Origin of the sequence: Dyadobacter arcticus (assembly GCF_011762185.1) — a bacterium.
Lineage (GTDB): Bacteria > Bacteroidota > Bacteroidia > Cytophagales > Spirosomataceae > Dyadobacter > Dyadobacter arcticus.
This window is the reverse complement of the sequence record NZ_JAASQJ010000002.1, coordinates 929,955-947,283: the sequence shown is the minus strand read 5'-3', so window position 1 is coordinate 947,283 and position 17,329 is coordinate 929,955. Positions and strand designations below refer to the sequence as shown.

Below are 17,329 nucleotides of genomic sequence, written 5' to 3'. Positions count from 1 at the left end.
ATTTGTTGGAATGAGATAAAAACATCTCAGTATTTTGGAGACTTAACTTTTCCTGTTTTTCATTCTAAGATAGATCCCGTTGGTCCATCCGAATCCTTCCTGAATTTCGTATTCCCCTCCGCCCGCGACGAGGTTGGTGTCCGATACATTATATTTCTCAAGCATTTTTCCCGAATGTTTAAACTCCTTATCTATCAATCCCAGCCACTCCGCAGAAAGCTCATTTGCCGTACGGTGAAAATTGTAGTTTCTCAAACCCTTGTATGCAATCCATTGCAAAGGTGCCCAACCATTTGGCGCGTCCCATTGCTGGCCTGATCGGACTGTGGTTGTGAGCAAACCACCTGATTTTAGAAAATTGAGACGAATATAACCCCTTACATAGTGGGAATTGGACTTGGATGCCAGCTTGAAGAACAAAGGAAACGTCCCCGCCAGGGTTACTGATTTGGTGAAATTCTGCTTTTTAAAGTCATAATCCATATAGTAATTTTTCCCCTCGTCCCAAAAGTATTTTTGGATGCTTGCGGCACGTTGCTGTGCTTTTTCTTCATAGATCTTACTTATTGGCAGCGCGTCGTTCAGGCGATAGGCTTCTGAGAGCGTTTGTTCCAGATGATACATCAGGCAATTCAAATCCACAGGCAGAATATCAGTGGTATGGATGGAGGTAAAGTCGGTTTCATCTTCAAACCAGCGGCTGCTGAAATCCCAGCCCGACTCGGCCGCAGCGCGAATATGTCGGAATACTGCATCAGCAGGAGCTTTAAATTTGTGCAATGCCACTTCCGCGTGTTCCAAATCTTCCCGGTAAGATTCGGGTCGTGGGGTTGCTTTATCATCCCAATAGCGGTTTAATACAGCTCCGTCGGGCAAATGCACCAACCTTCGGTGTGGCTGAAAAGGTTCGGCGGGATTTGGACCGGCGTCCATCCAATAATCGTACTCCCGCTGCATTTGCGGCAAATAACGTTTCAGTATTTTTTTACCCTCCATTTCGCTGAACAAGCGAACCATCAGTGAAAAGAATGGAGGTTGCGAGCGGCTTAAATAATACGTGCGGTTTGCAGTTGGTATAAAGCCAAAGTTATCAATCAAGTATGCAAAATTATTGATCATACTCTCGATCAATTCCACGCGGCCTGATTCTCGCAAACCCAGCATTGTAAAGTAACTATCCCAATAATAGATCTCGCGGAACCTTCCGCCGGGTACAACATAGGGAAATGGTAACGGGATCAGTGAGCCGCCTCTTTCCTGGTTTTCAGGCTGGCGCGTGAGCACCGACCAAAGTCTTTTGATGTGCTCCGAAGTCGAAATGCTTGTATCTGTCTGAAATTCGGAAACAATATGTCCTGCCAGCTTGAAATATTTATCAACAAATGCTGCAATTTCAAAATCTGGCCCATCTTTTTCGCGGTGATATCTTTCGATAATGAGCAGGGGATCTTCCAATGGAATGGAATCCACAAAAGTCTTGGAATCAGGGAAAATATGGCTGTTTTGAACGTCCTTGAACAAAGTTCCGTACAATTCTTCGGGAGAAGCATTCGCTTGGCCGTAAGTATAAGAGGGGGTTACAAATCCGTACAATTCGGGCTGATTAAAGGGTCGCGAACATTGGTATCACAACCAAATCACAAAGATAGAGCCAGGAAATGCCACGGCAAAATAGAATTCATGCAATTGTTTGCATTTTCAGGCATCCACACTTAATATTGCACCATCAAGTCAATTGCTTCACAAACCGGCGATTGATTTATAAAGAAGAGGCGAGAGAATGGGCTCAAAGAACCTCTGGCAACCTGCTACCAATTTGGAGAAAGGTGCTAATTCCCACCTAAGTTATTAGGAGATATAAATTCAATTCGCGTGTACTTACAGTTAGAAATTTCCGTAAGCCGAATGGCTTTAATCTCGCACCTATAAACCTGTGCTGAGGCATCATGCAAGCGGAACAAAAAATATTCAAATATCCCTACGCTTATTCCCTGGAGATGGGAGGTGAACTTCCTGGCTTTGAGCTATCATATACTACATATGGAAAGATCAATGCGGCTGAAAATAACATTGTATGGATTTGCCACGCGCTGACGGGAAGCTCGAATGCTGCCGATTGGTGGGACGGACTGGTGGGGGATGAAAAATACTTTGATCCTGCGAAGCATTTTATTGTATGCGTAAATGTATTGGGCTCTGCGTATGGTTCCACCGGTCCGTTATCTGTCAATCCAAAAACACAGAAACCTTACTATCGTGATTTTCCCGTGATAACCGTTCGGGACGTCGTAGGTGCAATGGAATTGTTAAGGCAGGAACTGGGCATTCGTAAAATCAAGATTTGCATTGGCGGATCCTTAGGCGGTCAGCAGGCGCTCGAATGGGCAGTTGAAGTTCCTGATTTATTTGAAGAATTGATTCTGATCGCTTCCAATGCGTTACATTCTCCGTGGGGAATTGCTTTCAATGAATCGCAAAGAATGGCCATTGAAGCCGATCCAACTTTCAAAGATGAACATTTGGAAGCAGGAAGTATGGGCATGAGGGCGGCCCGCTCCATTGCTCTGCTTTCGTATCGCAATTATGATACTTACAATTTTACCCAGGCCAGGGATAACCCCGACCAGATCGACGATTTTCGTGCTTCTTCCTATCAGCAATATCAGGGAGATAAGTTTGTAAAGCGGTTCAATGCGTATTCCTATTGGGTTTTATCCAAAATCATGGATTCGCATAATGTTGGCCGAAACAGGGGAGGTATTGTGCATGCGTTGGGCCTGGTTAAGGCAAAGACACTTGTTCTAGGCATCAAATCGGATCTTCTTTTTCCCTTATCCGAACAACAATTTCTTGCCCGGCACATTCCAGATGCTGTTTTTCAGGAGATTGACTCTCTCTATGGTCACGACGGTTTTCTGATCGAATACAAGCAACTTACCCAGGTGATCCGCGCCTGGCAGGAAACGAACGGGCAACTTCAAATGGCTAGGATGTAGTTGTCGTGAATGCTATTTGGTAAGACTTAAAAGCAATTCCGGCTCATTAGTGGTGATGAAATCAATGTCTTTTTCGAGGAACCATTTCAATGCTGATTCGTTGTTTACAGTCCAGACATTACTTGTCAATTTTTTCTCCCGCATCGCCGAAATATATGCTTCATTTTTTTTGAAAACACCCTGATTATAGTCGATCCCATCCAGGCCAGCGGCCGCAATTTCGTCCGGCGTTTTATCACCATTCAAATATTCAACATGTGCTTTCGGATCTAATGCTTTGACTTTCAGGCAAACATCGAAATCAAAAGCGATGTAATCCGTGATATCCGTCACCTTAAGTTTTTTCACCAGTTCGACACACTTTGTCGCCAGTGCCAGCGATCTTTCTTTACTGACCGATGAAGTTTTAATTTCAAGAATCAGGCGGGTCTTTTTCTGTTTTGACCCAGCCTTAAGGTAAGCCTCTAGTGTTGGCAATGTTTCTCCATTTTCCAATTTGATCTGCGAAAGCTCCTGAGAAGTGGTTTTTTCAATGTGTGTTCCTTTAATCGAGTGATCGTGAAGCACATATAAAACGGAGTCAGCAGACATATGAACGTCAAATTCACTTCCATAGCAACCCAGTTTGATGGCATGCTCCAAAGCACCAATAGAATTTTCGGTAGCGCCGGTATTTTTCCAGGCACCGCGGTGGGCGATTACTTTATTTTTGTTCTGGGCCATGACCGGTGAAACGAGCAGGGTAAGCAATGCAATGGTTATAATGAACGAATGCTTTTTCATGAGCTTTAAGGTTTGCGTGAAAGGTAAATATCATACACCGAGCCTTTCCTTCCAAGGTATTGGTTTGCTTCCCCCGGGCCGGAAGTGATGTGAAGAAGGGTTTGATAAGTATTTGGATACGTATCATAGGGCATCGGAGTAAACGGGAATTTATCTGGAAACAATGCTGAAACTACCAGATTATTCCGCAGCGAACGCACAATATGTCCAGCTGGAATCAAAAGACTAAGCCCCATCAAAGTAATAAGAAAGTTAAAATACACAGTTCTTTTCCACTGTTTTGTTTGATAAAGTACATATAGTGACCGGACAATGAGGAGTAGCATCATGTACAGCAGCGGGTTATAACCCCGCACGAACCAATCATTCCAGTAGCCGATCCTGTAAGTCGACATGATTACGAATAATGCCAATGTTGCCATTGCAAACCAGTATGGAACCAGGTCGTCAACGCCGCGCAATTCTCTAATAATCAGAAAAATCAGTATTAGGTCCAACACTACGCCCACGAAGTATTCAGCCATGATTTCGGCCAGCGGTTCGAATTGCCAGATGAAACCATTGACAGGCATGCCATCGGACGATCTCAAAAAAATGAAGATGGGCAGAAATGCAATTCCTGCAAGCACTAATGGGGTCAATAGTTTGAAAGTGAAAAGCTGCTGCCACTCTCCTGCATATTTTTTTAAGAAAATAATCCCAAAAAGAAGCACAAAGATGATGGAAGGAAAGATTGCCCATAAAAAGCACAGGGTAATTGGTAAAAACATGTCTTCGACGCGGTCTGTGATGAAGGCGTCGTAAATTAGTATGGAAGACAGGAGCAGGATGGGGATAATCTGACTGGTAACCCAAATCGACTGGTCGAAGATGGACCATATCTCACTGTAAAACGTAGCGACATGGAATGGCTCACTGGTCATAAACAGGTAAAAGGCGACTTTCACAAGATGCCCAACTCCTCCGAGAAACAAAAAGAGTACTATCAGGAGTTTTCGGTTTCTCAGCAGAAGATAGAGCCATTGCAATGCAAGCCAATAACCCAGAACCGTCCAGGCGAGAAGCGCTGTGACCGAAAGGTGACCAAGCACTTTGGAAATTGCCGCCGGCACGATAAAATAGCCAAAATAATAACAGGCATACTGTCTTTTTTCTGGAAAATAAGTCGGCCAGGGATTTTTGAAAAGATCGTAAAATTTCGCATTGTGCGCCTGATGGTCTGCAATCTGAAAACTCAATCCTCCAACACCCGTGCAAAAAGTCCAGAAACAGGCAGCCAGAAGAAGCCAAAGCATATTACCCCGGGACATCTGGTAACGTTCGTTTGTTTGACCATTCCTCAGTTGCGTAAAAAAAAGGTAAGCGAAAATAAAGGTAACCGGAACGCTGTATTGCCATCTAAACCAGCCCAGGGCAAACAAGATATTAGGGGCCAGCAGATAACCGAGGCTAAAATTCCTTAACGTAGCAATATTCATTCATCAAGCTTTGGTAATCGATTCGGTTGAGCAGGTATTTGGTATTATTGGGCAATTACTTTGATAATCACGTGCTTGGAGGTTGGCGTATTGCTTTTTTCAGCGACACTGCCAATTGGCACCAGCACATTGGTTTCAGGGAAATAGGTAGCGGTACAACCTTCCGGAATTGGGTAAACCACCACGACAAATTTACGCGCAATGCGCTCTTTACCGTCAAAATGATTGAATAAATCCACCAGATCACCGTTTTTCAAGCTTCTTTTTTCCACATCTTTTTCATTCATCAAAATGATCCTCCGCTCATTATAAATGCCGCGATACCGATCATTCAGACCGTAAATGGTTGTATTAAATTGATCGTGGCTGCGGATCGTCATCATAATCAATTCATCTTCCGCTATTTGAGGATTATACATTGGTGCAATATTAAACTGTGCTTTTTTGGAAGAAGTATCAAAATCTCCCTCGCGATTGCAGTTGGGAAGATAAAATCCTCCGGGCAATCTCACACGCTCATTGTAATTTTCAAAACCAGGAATTGTACGTTCAATGTCTGCCCTGATCACATCATAATCTGCATATTTGTCCCAATTAATCTGGCTTCGCCTACCCAGAGTTGCTTTCGCAAGGCGGCAAACGATTTCAGGTTCGCTTAGCAATTGATCTGAGATTGGAGGTAAAACCCCCCGGGATAGCTGTATTACACCCATTGAATTTTCGCAGGAAACAAACTGACTTTCTTCGTCATTGCCATCCACATCACTTCTTCCCAAACAGGGAAGAATGATGGCTTCCTCACCGTGAACCAGGTGACTGCGGTTTAGTTTCGTAGAAACATGTACCGTCAGCTTACATTTGGTTAATGCTTCCGCTGTGAAATGGGTGTCGGGCGTAGCAGATAGGAAATTCCCACCCATCGCAAAAAATACTTTCGCTTTTCCGTCATGCATGGCATTAATGGATTGTACCACATCATAGCCATGTTTCTTGGGAGGAGTGAAGTGGAAATTTTTTTCAAGGGCGTTGAGAAGTTTTTCTGAGGGTTTTTCAAAAATTCCCATGGTACGGTCGCCTTGCACATTGCTATGCCCTCGAACCGGACAGGTACCCGCGCCGGGTTTTCCGATGCTCCCTTTCAGCAAAAGCAGATTTACAACTTCCTTAATGGTATCTACCGCATTTTTGTGCTGTGTCAGTCCCATTGCCCAGCAGGCAATGATCCGTTTTTTGGTAGCAAGGACCCTCACGGTTTCCTGGATTTTGGTTAATGGCATCCCGCTTATATTGGCCAGTTGCTCTTCGTTAAAAGACTGGATATGTTCAATGAATGCAGCATATCCTTCCGTTTTTTTGCCGATAAAGTCCTGATCGAAAACCATTCCGGGATTTGCCATTTCTTCTTTTAGTAACAAAAGCTGAATGGCTTTCAAAAGGGCCATATCGCCATTTATTTTGACCTGAAGAAAGATATCGGTAAGTGAGGAATTGAGGCCCAATACACCGGCTACACGTTGCGGATTGTTAAAACCCATTAAACCCGTTTCGGGCAATGGATTGATCGAAATAATTGTCGCCCCGTTTGCTTTGGCTTTTTGCAGGGCAGTTAACATTCGAGGGTGATTAGTACCCGGATTCTGACCCAAAATGATAATCACCTCAGCTTTATAAAAGTCTTCCAACGTGACCGAACCTTTCCCGATTCCCAGCGACTCACCCAATGCTACGCCGCTGCTTTCATGGCACATGTTGCTGCAATCCGGCAGATTGTTCGTGCCGAATTCACGTACAAAAAGCTGGTATAGAAATGCTGCTTCATTGCTGGTACGACCGGAGGTATAAAAAACCGCTTCGTCCGGGGAAACTAGTGCATTGAGGTTTAGAGCAATTTTGGTAAATGCTGCCTGCCAGGTAATGGGCTGGTAATGTGTGCCTTTCGCGGGCAAAAACATGGGCTGTGCAATGCGACCTTTTCCGCCGATCTCATAATCTGATAATTTGCCGAGATCGTAAACCGAATTTTGAGAGAAAAATTTAGCAGTTAACTTTTTAAGTGTAGCCTCCTCTGCTACGGCCCTCGCACCGTTTTCACAATATTCTGCAATGCCCGACCGCTCATCATCAGGATCTGGCCAGGCGCAGCTCGGACAGTCAAATCCGCCTTTTTTGTTTAAATGAAACAATGCCTTCATGCCCCGATTCACGCCGGCTTCTTCAATCGTTTTCTCAAAACTTGAAATCACCGCAGGAACACCGGCAGCAACTTTCATGATCTTGCCTTTCTTCAATCCGGTCAGTTTTTCAGGATTTTCTGCGCCTGCTACGATGTGAGGTTTGTCGGCCATATCTAGCAAATTTTATTAGGGTTTTCGTAATTATGCGACTGGTCCTCAGTGACATTGTCCAGACATTTAAAATCTTTTTCAATCAGCAAATGCAATGAGATTTGACCACTCACTACCATTTGTGCATCCAATCCTACAACTTCATTTTCAGCCCATTCCGATAAAAAATGGGCTGGAACGGCTAATGTTATTTTATTATTTTCAAATGAAGCAGATAACGTATTGATCTGAAAATTCTTTTGAACTGAATAAGTAAGTTGAGACTGCAGGAAAAGTGTTTGCTCCTCCACAATACCTTCTTTACACAATTGCTCAACTTCAGGTTTTGATAACCTGAACCGGACGGAGTTTGCTTGGATCCGAATTTTCATATGTCCAGTATTCGATGAAAACCTGTATAAATATTGAACCGCTCATTTCTCAGAAAGCCGATCAACGTAATGTCACTTTCCTCGGCTAGCTGCACCGCCAGACTTGAAGGCGCACCAATAGCAGCTACTATTTGAATGCCAGCCATGGCTGCCTTTTGGATCAGTTCAAAGCTGGCACGTCCGCTGAGCAGTAATATGTGCTGGAATAGCGGAAGTTTGTCTGCCAGAAATGTTGCTCCAATTAATTTATCCAACGCATTATGCCGGCCTACATCTTCACGGAGCATCAGAAAGTCGCCGTGTTGGTCGAACAAGAAAGAAGCATGCAGTCCGCCGGTACTTTCGAAAATATGCTGCTGTGCTTCAATTTGCTGGTCAAGTTGGAAAATGACTTCCCTGTTAATTTGTATCGATTGGGAAGGTACTTTGAAATCAGATACCGTTTTGATTGCGTCAATGCTGGCTTTGCCGCAGACGCCGCAGCTGGAAGTGGTGTAAAAATTCCGTTCAAGTGATTTCAGCGCTGGCTCGAAGGAATCGGCGAGCGTTACCAGGACAATGTTTTCTTCAAATGTAGGAATAGCGACCTCTTTAATTTCCGTGTGCAACTTTATTATGCCTTCTGAAAACAGAAATCCTACTGCGAGTTCCGCATCATTACCAGGTGTGCGCATTGTAACCGAAATGGCTTTCTGCGTCATTCTCCCTTCCGAGCGATATGCAATACGGATTTCCAGCGGCTCTTCTACCGCAAGCTGATCTTGCAGATCGACGGCATGATGCCTCCCGATTCTTTTTATCTGTTGATGCGTTATTCCTTTGGCCTCCATTTTTACTTCGTTTCTTTGTGCATATCCAATGCTTTTTGAAATTCCTCAGGTGTATCTACGCTCATCATACTGATTTCCGACGTTGGAATGTATTTATCCGCCCCAATCTGGTTTAAGAAATGTTGAAGTGAGCATTCTCCTTTTGTAAAAAAATCGAGCAACAGGCGTGCCGTATGTTTTGAATACCAGGCTAGCACCGGTTCATATGTGTTTTCTTGATTATAAAAGGCTGCGGCAAGTGATTCCCTTTGAACAGAATTCAAAAAAAGTTCTAATTCTGTCTGACTCAGAAAAGGATAGTCGCAACCCACGATTAGTAGATCCTGATCCGAAAATATTTGAAAGGCAGTCAAAAGAGCGGAGATTGGGCCCCTATCTTCAAATTCGGGTGCATCTATCACTTTTTCATTTGGCGTTAGCATTGTCGCAAATTGCTCTCTATTGCAAGAAATGACCACTTGTTTACAAATTGTCATAAGCTGGTCGTGCACGTAATCATGCTGAGGCGCATCGTAATAAACCAGCCTGCTCTTGTCCATTCCCATGCGCGAGCTCTTGCCACCGCAAACTACGACTCCGTAAGGTTTAAATTGAGCATCAATCATATGAAGGCCTTGGTAACGCTGAGTCGGTTCCGTCTGATTTTAAACTATCAGTCAAATATGCGTAACTTCCTTTTATGGAACAGGGGGATGTTACAATTTTAAAAAAGAAACCGATTTATCCGGTTAGTCCGGAGCTGAGGAAGTATTTGCGGGCCTATCAGCGCGACGCTCGACTTTCGGTTGGTTATCAGGACTTGCTCAATTTTTACGAATCGTTTCCGGTCACCGATAAAAATGGAAAAGATACACTTTGGGAAAGCCCTTTGTATCCCGCTCATGAAATGGAAAGATTGCATAACGGGCTCAAAAAAGTATATGCAATGCTCAAAGCATCGGGGAATCTCCGTATCGTGGAGCACAAGTACATTGACCGCATCGACTATTGTAAATTTGGAAATTCAAATCCATTCAGAATTAAAATCGTAAATCGACTGAATGACATTTATGATTATTTCTACGTCAAAAAGGCCGATGCTTCTCGAATCTATGGGTTAGAATTGGAAGAGATCTTTTCTCCCAATCAGGTTAATTATTTGGTAGACGGCGACTCGCTGATCGAAGAACATATAGCAGGAATACCTGGTGACGAGTTTGCAAAAACACGTCTTCGCCACACCGATTATAACCCAATCCGCATTGCAAAAGAATTTGTAAAGTTTAATGAACGCTGCATGATTACCCTTTTAGGCGATATGCGTTCTTACAACTTCGTCATGCAAATCACCCCGGATTTTGACGATTTTCAGTTCAGGTTAAGGGCCATTGATTTCGATCAGCAGTTTTACGAGGGAAATTTGAAAGTATATATGCCACAGTTCTTCAAGGAAAACCGACCATATGTTGAATTGGCAATGGAATTTCTTACAGATAAAACAGTTCTGCAATACCAGCAGGAAGAGCAATCGTCCATCATGTACCAGGCCCGAAGTGAACGTTATCGTTTGAAAGAGTTGCGTGACGTTTCAATCAAAGACAAAATATCCACTGTTGATAACATTCATCAGCTGCGTGAAGGTCTTTTCAAACATTTCGGGGATCCACATTACCACCATTGCGAGACGATGACGGAGATTATTGAGTTGAATATTAAGAGTATTATCCGGCAGGTGATTGCGTAGGGTGGTTGACAGTTTATAGAATGACTTTATAGGAACCAAAACCTGCAAGCTAAATATTATCTTACATTGCATTAATTGAATATTAATTAAAACTATTCTTGTATGATCAGATTCGTTCTACTTTTATTTTTTCTGAATACGTTGATTTACAATTCGCAAGCTCAGAATTGTACTGTGCAGCAATTTGATACACAGGCAAAAATCGATGGGTTTGCAGCTCAATATCCGGGCTGTACCAGAATTAGTAATACGGTCGATATCGCTGGCGATGACATCACAAATCTAGATGGATTGTCTGGTTTGATTTACATAGGCGACTTCCTTCACATTAATAATTGTCCTTTGCTTACTGACATTTCCGGAATTTCATCAGTAACAGAAATTGGCGGGGAGATTAATATTGAAAATAACCCGCTGCTGGAAAACCTGATTGGTTTGGAAGGGCTTACCTCCACGAATTCTAATTTGAGAGTTGTTTATAATCAAACTCTTAACAGTATTTCGAGTTTATCAGGTATCACATTGGTTAAAGGATTTTTGTCGGTTGGGGGCAATCCTGCATTGACAAGTTTGTCTGGGTTAGATAATCTAACAACCATTAACGGCGCTTTTTCCAGTGGGTTAAATGACAATCTGGTTGACCTGACTGGCCTGAATAACCTTACATATATAGGCGGGTTTTTCAATCTTATTCAAAATCCGAAACTCACGAGTGTTACTGCGCTCCTTAAGTTGACCAAAGTGCTTGACTATGTAAACGTTTCTAATAATGCGATTCTGACCAATTTAAGCGGTTTGGATAACATTGATCCTACCTTTTTTTACCTAAGAATTGAAAATTCTCCAATGCTTAGTGTCTGTGGAGTGAAGAGTATTTGTAAATATGTTTCCAATAGCATTGCTTCGGTTTCAGTTTTGGGAAATGCGACGGGTTGCGGTTCAAGGGAAGAAATTTTGGCCACCAGCGAGTGTGAGCAAATATTGCCGGTAACACTGATTAGTTTCTCCGGTAAGAATATACCTGAAGGCAACCTTTTGGAATGGCAAACTTCGTCAGAACTTAATAATGCTGGTTTTTCCGTGGAAAGCAGTCTCAACGCTAAAAAATTTGCAGAGATAGCCTTCATAGAAGGAAATGGCACTGTAAATACAACGAAGAACTATTCCTTCACGGAATCAATGCCGAGGAACCTAACCTACTATCGTTTGAAGCAATCAGATTTTGATAAGTCATTTTCATACTCCAAGATCATCGCCGTCGGGAAAGAGGACCCTGCAAATGCTGTTCAACAAGTTAACATATATCCCAATCCGGCGCGCGGGGAATTGGTAATTGAAAGCTCCAATAAAAGCCAGGGATACAGCCTTAAAAGTTTAAATGGTTATGTAATTAAAGAGGCATCCAGTCTGCCAGCCAAACCCATTGACACAGGTTATCTTCCAAACGGGCTGTACCTGCTGACCGTTGGCAAAGACGTTTTTAAGGTAATGATTGCCAATTAATTTTTATTGAGTGACTTATAAAAATACCTTTGCGGAACCAAACAGCTGAAATCGGCTGTTCCCAAATTTCAACTTTAATCAATCGGAAGGCATTCAACCTTCGCAGATTACCGAAATGAGCAAACACGGAAGAATTTTGGTCGCCATGAGTGGCGGCATTGACAGCTCTCTCGCAGCGGTCATGTTACACGAACAAGGTTATGAAGTCATTGGAATGACCATGAAAACCTGGGATTATGCCAGCAGCGGCGGATCCAAAAAAGAAACAGGCTGCTGTTCCCTCGATTCCATCAATGATGCCCGTAACATCGCCGTTGAGCTCGGTTTCCCTCATTACATTCTTGACATTAGGGCAGAATTCGGTGATTATGTGATCGATCATTTCACAGGAGAATATCTTGAAGGCCGCACCCCCAATCCATGCGTTTTGTGCAACACCCACATCAAATGGGACGCGTTGTTGCGACGAGCCGACCGGCTGGATTGTGAGTTTATAGCTACCGGACATTATGCGAATATGCAGTTTAATAATGGCCGACATTACGTTTCCAAAGGCATTGACGGTTGGAAAGACCAAAGTTATGTGCTTTGGGGCGTATCCCAGGAAAGCCTATCCCGCACGAAATTGCCGTTAGGTTATTTGCATAAATCCGAAATTCGTGAAATGGCAAAACAACGCGGATTTATTGATTTGGTTAATAAAGCGGAAAGCTATGAAATCTGCTTTGTACCTGACAATGACTACCGAGGTTTCCTAAAAAGAAGAATTCCAGGATTGGAAGCTGAAGTGGCGGGAGGGAATTTTGTATTTGAAGATGGTACCGTTGTTGGTAAACACGAAGGTTATCCTTTTTATACCGTTGGTCAACGCAAGGGTTTAGGCATTGCATTAGGTAAGCCAGCCTTTGTGACTGAAATCAGAAAAGAAACGAATGAAGTCGTTTTGGGCGACTTACCGGATCTTTTTAGGGATGGCATGCATGTTGGAAAGCTGAATTTCCAAAAATATGAATCCATTGCAGCGCCACTGGAAACGGTAACAAAAGTGCGTTACAAACATGATGGAACCCCCGCTCTAATTGAACAAACTGAGCCAGATAAATTAGTGGCGCGCTTCCACGACGGCGTCAGCGGCATCGCTCCGGGCCAGGCAGCGGTATTTTACGAAGGAGACGACGTGGTCGGTGGCGGCTGGATTTTGAAGAGTTTTCGGCAGCAGTAATAAAAAAAGGATGTATGACTTACAAAGTCTTTAAGACTTGGCAAGTCATACATCCTTTTTTTATCTCCTTTTATTTAACCCGCTGACGAACCGCCTCGTAAAGTACAATCGAACTTGCTACGGACACATTCAGCGAATCAACCTGTCCATTCAATGGAATCTTCGCACCACTGTCGGCGAGGTGAATGAATTCTTTTGAAATACCGTCTTCTTCGGAACCCATGATGATCACAGTCGGGATGGTGAAATCAATGTCATACAGCGACTTATCGGATTTCTCCGTGCAGGCTACGATCTGCAAGCCGCTGTTTCGCAGGTACAATAAGGTTTCGTATAAATTTGGCTCGCGACAAACCGGGAGGAAATTTAGCGCGCCCGAAGATGTCTTCATAGCATCTGCATTAATTTGAGCTCCACCTTTTGTCGGGACTATAAGGCCTTGAACTCCTGCACATTCTGCCGTTCTGGCAATTGCACCGAAATTACGGACATCCGTAACCCTGTCAAGCAAAAGCAATAAGGGAATTTTTCCGTCTTCAAATACCTGCGTAAGCACATTATGCAGGGGCATGTACTGGATTGGAGAAACGAATGCAATGACGCCCTGGTGATTTTTCCGGGTAATCCGGTTCAGTTTTTCAATGGGGACTCTTTGATAGGGAACGCCCAGTTCTTTGGCGGGTTTCTCAATTTCCGAGAGGCCTAACTCTCTCTGAATAAATAGTCGTTCTATTTCCTTACCCGAACGAAGGGTTTCTAGTACAGACTGTATACCAAAAACCATATCGGCCTGGGACTGTCTTGGGGCTGGTTGTCTTACCGTATACTTCCGTTTCTCCATGCTTCTACTACTGGATACCAGATGGGCTGGTATTCCGCATAGCGAACCAGTTCATAATGATCATCCACAAATTGATTGTTTTTTCTGTTAAATGTAAAGTTGACATTCTGGGCATTTCCACGCTGGTCGTAACTCCAAACCTCCCTGTCTTTGCTGCGCTGTACTTTATCCGGCGGTCCTAACACAATGTATATCATTCCCTTATCTGTTTTCCAGCCTTCTTTGTAAGTCGTGAAAAGTTGATTGGCTTCTTCAACACGGCTGTAAAATGAACGGATAGATTGTTGTGCCAATGGCGTATTGCCGTTCATTAAGGTAAGCCAATATTTATCAAGCGCTTTCTTATAGTCCTCAGCCTTTTTTATTTCGTTAATCTCATTATTGGTACTCATATAAAGTAATGGACCAAGCAAGCGTTGCGGCTGGGTCACTTTCGGAAAACGTTCATTCACTACCAGGATTCCAAGACCTTCTGACTGAGTGGTATCCGCAAAAATATTGTATAAGCCCTCCTTGTTAAAATGAAGCGTCTCGCTGGTGTTGATAGTGAATGTGCTGTCGGCTTCCAAAGTTTTAGTACTACCTTTTTGGGCGACATTCATGGGCGAACCGGCAGGTTCAAAGTCATGATTATAATAGAAAACATGCAGTTGGTCACTGCCATTTGCTACTTTTTTAAGAATGAAAGGCTCGTTAATATTGATATAATGGCGTTGCAGCGGTTGTGGACTCGATGCAGTATACACTCCATAAACCTGATTTACTTGTAGTTTTTTAAATTGAATCGTGAGATCGTTTAAAACCTTCTTTAAAGTTCCCACCTGGCTTATCTCGCTGAGCAAAACCCCATAATCCCTATTAGGACTTTTCAGGTCGTAAGCAATTACAATCTTACTGCCTACCAGAGACACATTCGATGAATCAAGCTTAACATTTCCATATCCTAACCTTTCTCTTGTTCCATAATCGGAATAGATGACATAATTGAGGTTGTATGTTTTGATGAAATCAGCGGGAGAAATGGTTTTTCTGCCTTTTAGCGCGTCTACATAAAGATACACTTTCGTCTGCGTAGTATCTTTCAGAAGGTATTTGCTTTGGATTGCAACGAGCGAAGGCTCTTCGTTCACTGACGAACTGGCTTGCTGTAATTGGGAAGGCCTTACCTGCGCTTCAGGCAATTGTTTTGTTGATTTGTTTGAAGATGCGCAACCGGCAATCCACAAAATCGAAAAAATATAAAGGTAAAAACTTGGACCTGGTCTCATATTCGTGTTTTCTTCATTTGTCAATTAACGAAGTAACCGCCAAAATTACCCAATAAAACCGTAAGAAATTTTTTATTCTGGTTTCTTGCTATCCCGGTTCGCATTTTTAATCTGATCTTCAATGGCATCCCATTGATCATCAGACACTTCTTTTAAGAAATTGAACTGTCCGGCTGCCAGTACCTCACCTCCATCCAATGTGATCACTTCACCTGTCATATAGGCCGAAAAATCAGACATAAGATAGGCTGCAAGATTGGCCAGTTCCTGATGATCGCCGCCCCGGCTAAGTGGTATACGGCTTTCAAAGGAAAACTTTTTTGATAATTCTTCGGGAAACAAGCGGTCCCAGGCACCCTTTGTTGGAAATGGCCCCGGAGCGATCGCGTTTAACCTGATTCCGTAATGGGCCCATTCAAATGCAAGTGATTTGGTCATTGCGAGCACCCCCGCTTTAGCCATCGCAGAAGGTACCACCCAGCCCGAGCCGGTCCACGCATAGGTGGTCGAGATATTGAGAACAGTACCTCTGATTTTATTCTCGATCCAGTATTTTCCCAATGCCAACGTGAAATAATAAGTCCCGCGCAAAACGATATCCACCACCACATCCACAGCTTTATAAGACAGGCGCTCGGTTGGACTAATAAAATTTCCCGCCGAGTTGTTGACCAGGCCATCTACCTTACCAAATTTCTCAATGGCTTTTGCAATCACATTTTCAATCTGGTCGGTCTTGCGAACGTCGCAGGCGACACATAAAATTTCAGCGCCGGTTTCTGCATTCAGTTCCTCTGCGGTTTTTTCGAGAACTTCCAGTCGCCTGCTGCAGATCACAATGTTTGCACCCAATTTTAAGAAATACCTGGCCATGGATTTGCCTAATCCAGTACCACCGCCGGTGATAATGATCGTTTTAGCTTTTAATGCATCTTCACGAAGCATTCCTTCAGTGTAGGCCATGAGGATAAAATTTGGAAGAATTTCTAACAGAAGAGCCGGGGTATTTTCAACTACTGCTGAGCGAGTAGATATAACACAGCCATTCTTACCGCCACACCGTTTTCTACCTGATTCAAAATAATAGAGTGGCTGGAATCGGCGGCATCAGAAGATAATTCAACCCCTCTGTTGATGGGTCCTGGATGCATTAAGACAATTTCTTTGTTGAGCTTGTCCAGCATTGCCTTGTTGATTCCGTAGTAAAGCGAATATTCCCTAAGTGACGGGAAATATTTGATTTGTTGTCTTTCCAATTGAATTCGGAGTACGTTGGCCACTTCGCACCATTCCAATGCCTCCTGGACATTATGGCTTATTTTAACACCCAATTCTCCCAAATGCTTGGGAATGAGCGTTGAAGGCCCGCAAACCATTACTTCAGCCCCCAGCTTTTGCAAACAAAATATATTGGATAATGCTACGCGCGAGTGGGTTATATCTCCTATAATCGCGATTTTCTTTCCTGTCAGGTCCCCCAGTTTTTCGTGCATGGAAAATGCATCTAAAAGTGCCTGTGTTGGATGTTCGTGGGTCCCGTCACCTGCATTTACCACATTGGCGGGAATGCGGGTGGCGAGGTAATGGGGAGCTCCCGGACTGCTATGCCGTATCACGATCATATCCACTTTCATAGCCAGGATATTGTTCACCGTATCCAGCAGTGTCTCTCCTTTTTTTACCGAGCTCCCAGATGCCGAAAAGTTAACTACATCTGCGGAAAGGCGTTTTTCGGCCAGTTCAAAAGATAACCTTGTTCGGGTAGAGTTTTCGAAAAAAACATTGGCAATTGTAATGTCCCGAAGTGACGGGACTTTCTTGATCGGCCTGTTAATAACTTCCTTGAATTGGGTCGCAGTATCTAATATGGTTTGAATGTCATTCTCGTTCAGATTTTTAATTCCAAGTAAGTGCCGAACCGAAAGTTTTGTCATTACCGATATGCTGTGAAAGTTTTGCAAAGATAAGA

The 17,329-nt window shown here is 43.4% G+C and carries 15 protein-coding genes and 1 riboswitch; of the genes, 4 read left to right on the top strand and 11 right to left on the bottom strand.

The annotated features are described in order from the left end of the window. Positions 1–42 precede the first annotated feature (42 nt). Positions 43–1,593: an alpha,alpha-trehalase TreA gene (treA, locus tag FHS68_RS11815; RefSeq protein ID WP_167270209.1), complete on the bottom strand. Its 1,551-nt coding sequence runs from the start codon at positions 1,591–1,593 to the stop codon at positions 43–45. A 163-nt stretch (positions 1,594–1,756) separates the two neighbouring features. Further along, a riboswitch (SAM riboswitch) is annotated at positions 1,757–1,864 on the top strand. Between the two features lie 82 nt (positions 1,865–1,946). On the opposite strand from treA, the gene FHS68_RS11810 reads away from it, so the two are divergent. Further along, the gene (locus FHS68_RS11810; RefSeq protein ID WP_167270207.1) at positions 1,947–2,996 is read left to right on the top strand and encodes a homoserine O-acetyltransferase family protein; all 1,050 of its coding nucleotides are present in this window, start codon (positions 1,947–1,949) and stop codon (positions 2,994–2,996) included. Between the two features lie 12 nt (positions 2,997–3,008). On the opposite strand, the gene FHS68_RS11805 is transcribed toward FHS68_RS11810, so the two are convergent. Genes FHS68_RS11805 through mobA form a run of 6 tightly spaced genes read right to left on the bottom strand, consistent with a single transcriptional unit; the run spans position 3,009 to position 9,408 of the window. Continuing rightward, a complete protein-coding gene (locus tag FHS68_RS11805; RefSeq protein WP_167270205.1) occupies positions 3,009–3,779 on the bottom strand; it encodes a glycerophosphodiester phosphodiesterase in 771 nt (256 codons plus the stop codon). 5 nt (positions 3,780–3,784) lie between these two features. Then, entirely contained in the window at positions 3,785–5,257 is a 1,473-nt protein-coding gene (locus FHS68_RS11800) for a hypothetical protein (protein WP_167270203.1), read from the bottom strand. Between the two features lie 44 nt (positions 5,258–5,301). Beyond that, positions 5,302–7,602 (bottom strand): FdhF/YdeP family oxidoreductase, encoded by a 2,301-nt coding sequence (locus FHS68_RS11795; RefSeq protein WP_167270201.1) that lies wholly within the window; start codon positions 7,600–7,602, stop codon positions 5,302–5,304. Between the two features lie 2 nt (positions 7,603–7,604). Further along, the gene (locus FHS68_RS11790; RefSeq protein WP_167270199.1) at positions 7,605–7,973 is read right to left on the bottom strand and encodes a DUF7009 family protein; all 369 of its coding nucleotides are present in this window, start codon (positions 7,971–7,973) and stop codon (positions 7,605–7,607) included. Then, complete coding sequence (fdhD, locus tag FHS68_RS11785; RefSeq protein WP_167270197.1) at positions 7,970–8,803, bottom strand: formate dehydrogenase accessory sulfurtransferase FdhD; 834 nt, start codon at positions 8,801–8,803, stop codon at positions 7,970–7,972. Before fdhD ends, FHS68_RS11790 begins: the two co-directional genes overlap by 4 nt. Positions 8,804–8,805: 2 nt before the next feature. After that, complete coding sequence (gene mobA, locus FHS68_RS11780) at positions 8,806–9,408, bottom strand: molybdenum cofactor guanylyltransferase (RefSeq protein WP_167270195.1); 603 nt, start codon at positions 9,406–9,408, stop codon at positions 8,806–8,808. A 74-nt stretch (positions 9,409–9,482) separates the two neighbouring features. On the opposite strand from mobA, the gene FHS68_RS11775 reads away from it, so the two are divergent. The 3 genes from FHS68_RS11775 (at position 9,483) to mnmA (ending at position 13,251) form a co-directional block, all read left to right on the top strand. After that, positions 9,483–10,526: a hypothetical protein gene (locus tag FHS68_RS11775; protein WP_167270193.1), complete on the top strand. Its 1,044-nt coding sequence runs from the start codon at positions 9,483–9,485 to the stop codon at positions 10,524–10,526. A gap of 102 nt (positions 10,527–10,628) precedes the next feature. Next, positions 10,629–12,029, top strand: a complete 1,401-nt coding sequence (locus FHS68_RS11770) for a T9SS type A sorting domain-containing protein (protein ID WP_167270192.1) — start codon at positions 10,629–10,631, stop codon at positions 12,027–12,029. 115 nt (positions 12,030–12,144) lie between these two features. Further along, positions 12,145–13,251, top strand: a complete 1,107-nt coding sequence (gene mnmA, locus FHS68_RS11765; protein ID WP_167270190.1) for a tRNA 2-thiouridine(34) synthase MnmA — start codon at positions 12,145–12,147, stop codon at positions 13,249–13,251. A gap of 70 nt (positions 13,252–13,321) precedes the next feature. On the opposite strand, the gene rlmB is transcribed toward mnmA, so the two are convergent. From rlmB to FHS68_RS11745, 4 genes are all read right to left on the bottom strand, one after another. Next, positions 13,322–14,092 carry a 23S rRNA (guanosine(2251)-2'-O)-methyltransferase RlmB gene (gene rlmB, locus FHS68_RS11760; RefSeq protein WP_167270188.1) on the bottom strand — a complete coding sequence of 257 codons (771 nt, stop codon included), beginning with the start codon at positions 14,090–14,092 and terminating at the stop codon, positions 13,322–13,324. Further along, positions 14,068–15,360: a GWxTD domain-containing protein gene (locus FHS68_RS11755; RefSeq protein ID WP_167270186.1), complete on the bottom strand. Its 1,293-nt coding sequence runs from the start codon at positions 15,358–15,360 to the stop codon at positions 14,068–14,070. The genes rlmB and FHS68_RS11755 overlap by 25 nt, the downstream gene beginning before the upstream one ends. 72 nt (positions 15,361–15,432) lie before the next feature. Next, a complete protein-coding gene (locus tag FHS68_RS11750; protein WP_167270184.1) occupies positions 15,433–16,323 on the bottom strand; it encodes an SDR family oxidoreductase in 891 nt (296 codons plus the stop codon). Positions 16,324–16,373: 50 nt separating this feature from the next. Next, complete coding sequence (locus FHS68_RS11745; protein WP_167270182.1) at positions 16,374–17,294, bottom strand: aspartate carbamoyltransferase catalytic subunit; 921 nt, start codon at positions 17,292–17,294, stop codon at positions 16,374–16,376. Positions 17,295–17,329 lie beyond the last annotated feature (35 nt).

Coding starts and splice junctions, on each gene's coding strand:
- FHS68_RS11775 (WP_167270193.1), top strand. CDS start 9,483: ATGGAACAGGGGGATGTTACAATTTTAAAAAAGAAACCGATTTATCCG.
- FHS68_RS11750 (WP_167270184.1), bottom strand. CDS start 16,323: ATGGCCTACACTGAAGGAATGCTTCGTGAAGATGCATTAAAAGCTAAA.
- fdhD (WP_167270197.1), bottom strand. CDS start 8,803: ATGGAGGCCAAAGGAATAACGCATCAACAGATAAAAAGAATCGGGAGG.
- mobA (WP_167270195.1), bottom strand. CDS start 9,408: ATGATTGATGCTCAATTTAAACCTTACGGAGTCGTAGTTTGCGGTGGC.
- rlmB (WP_167270188.1), bottom strand. CDS start 14,092: ATGGAGAAACGGAAGTATACGGTAAGACAACCAGCCCCAAGACAGTCC.
- FHS68_RS11770 (WP_167270192.1), top strand. CDS start 10,629: ATGATCAGATTCGTTCTACTTTTATTTTTTCTGAATACGTTGATTTAC.
- FHS68_RS11800 (WP_167270203.1), bottom strand. CDS start 5,257: ATGAATATTGCTACGTTAAGGAATTTTAGCCTCGGTTATCTGCTGGCC.
- FHS68_RS11745 (WP_167270182.1), bottom strand. CDS start 17,294: ATGACAAAACTTTCGGTTCGGCACTTACTTGGAATTAAAAATCTGAAC.
- FHS68_RS11810 (WP_167270207.1), top strand. CDS start 1,947: ATGCAAGCGGAACAAAAAATATTCAAATATCCCTACGCTTATTCCCTG.
- mnmA (WP_167270190.1), top strand. CDS start 12,145: ATGAGCAAACACGGAAGAATTTTGGTCGCCATGAGTGGCGGCATTGAC.
- FHS68_RS11805 (WP_167270205.1), bottom strand. CDS start 3,779: ATGAAAAAGCATTCGTTCATTATAACCATTGCATTGCTTACCCTGCTC.
- FHS68_RS11755 (WP_167270186.1), bottom strand. CDS start 15,360: ATGAGACCAGGTCCAAGTTTTTACCTTTATATTTTTTCGATTTTGTGG.
- FHS68_RS11795 (WP_167270201.1), bottom strand. CDS start 7,602: ATGGCCGACAAACCTCACATCGTAGCAGGCGCAGAAAATCCTGAAAAA.
- FHS68_RS11790 (WP_167270199.1), bottom strand. CDS start 7,973: ATGAAAATTCGGATCCAAGCAAACTCCGTCCGGTTCAGGTTATCAAAA.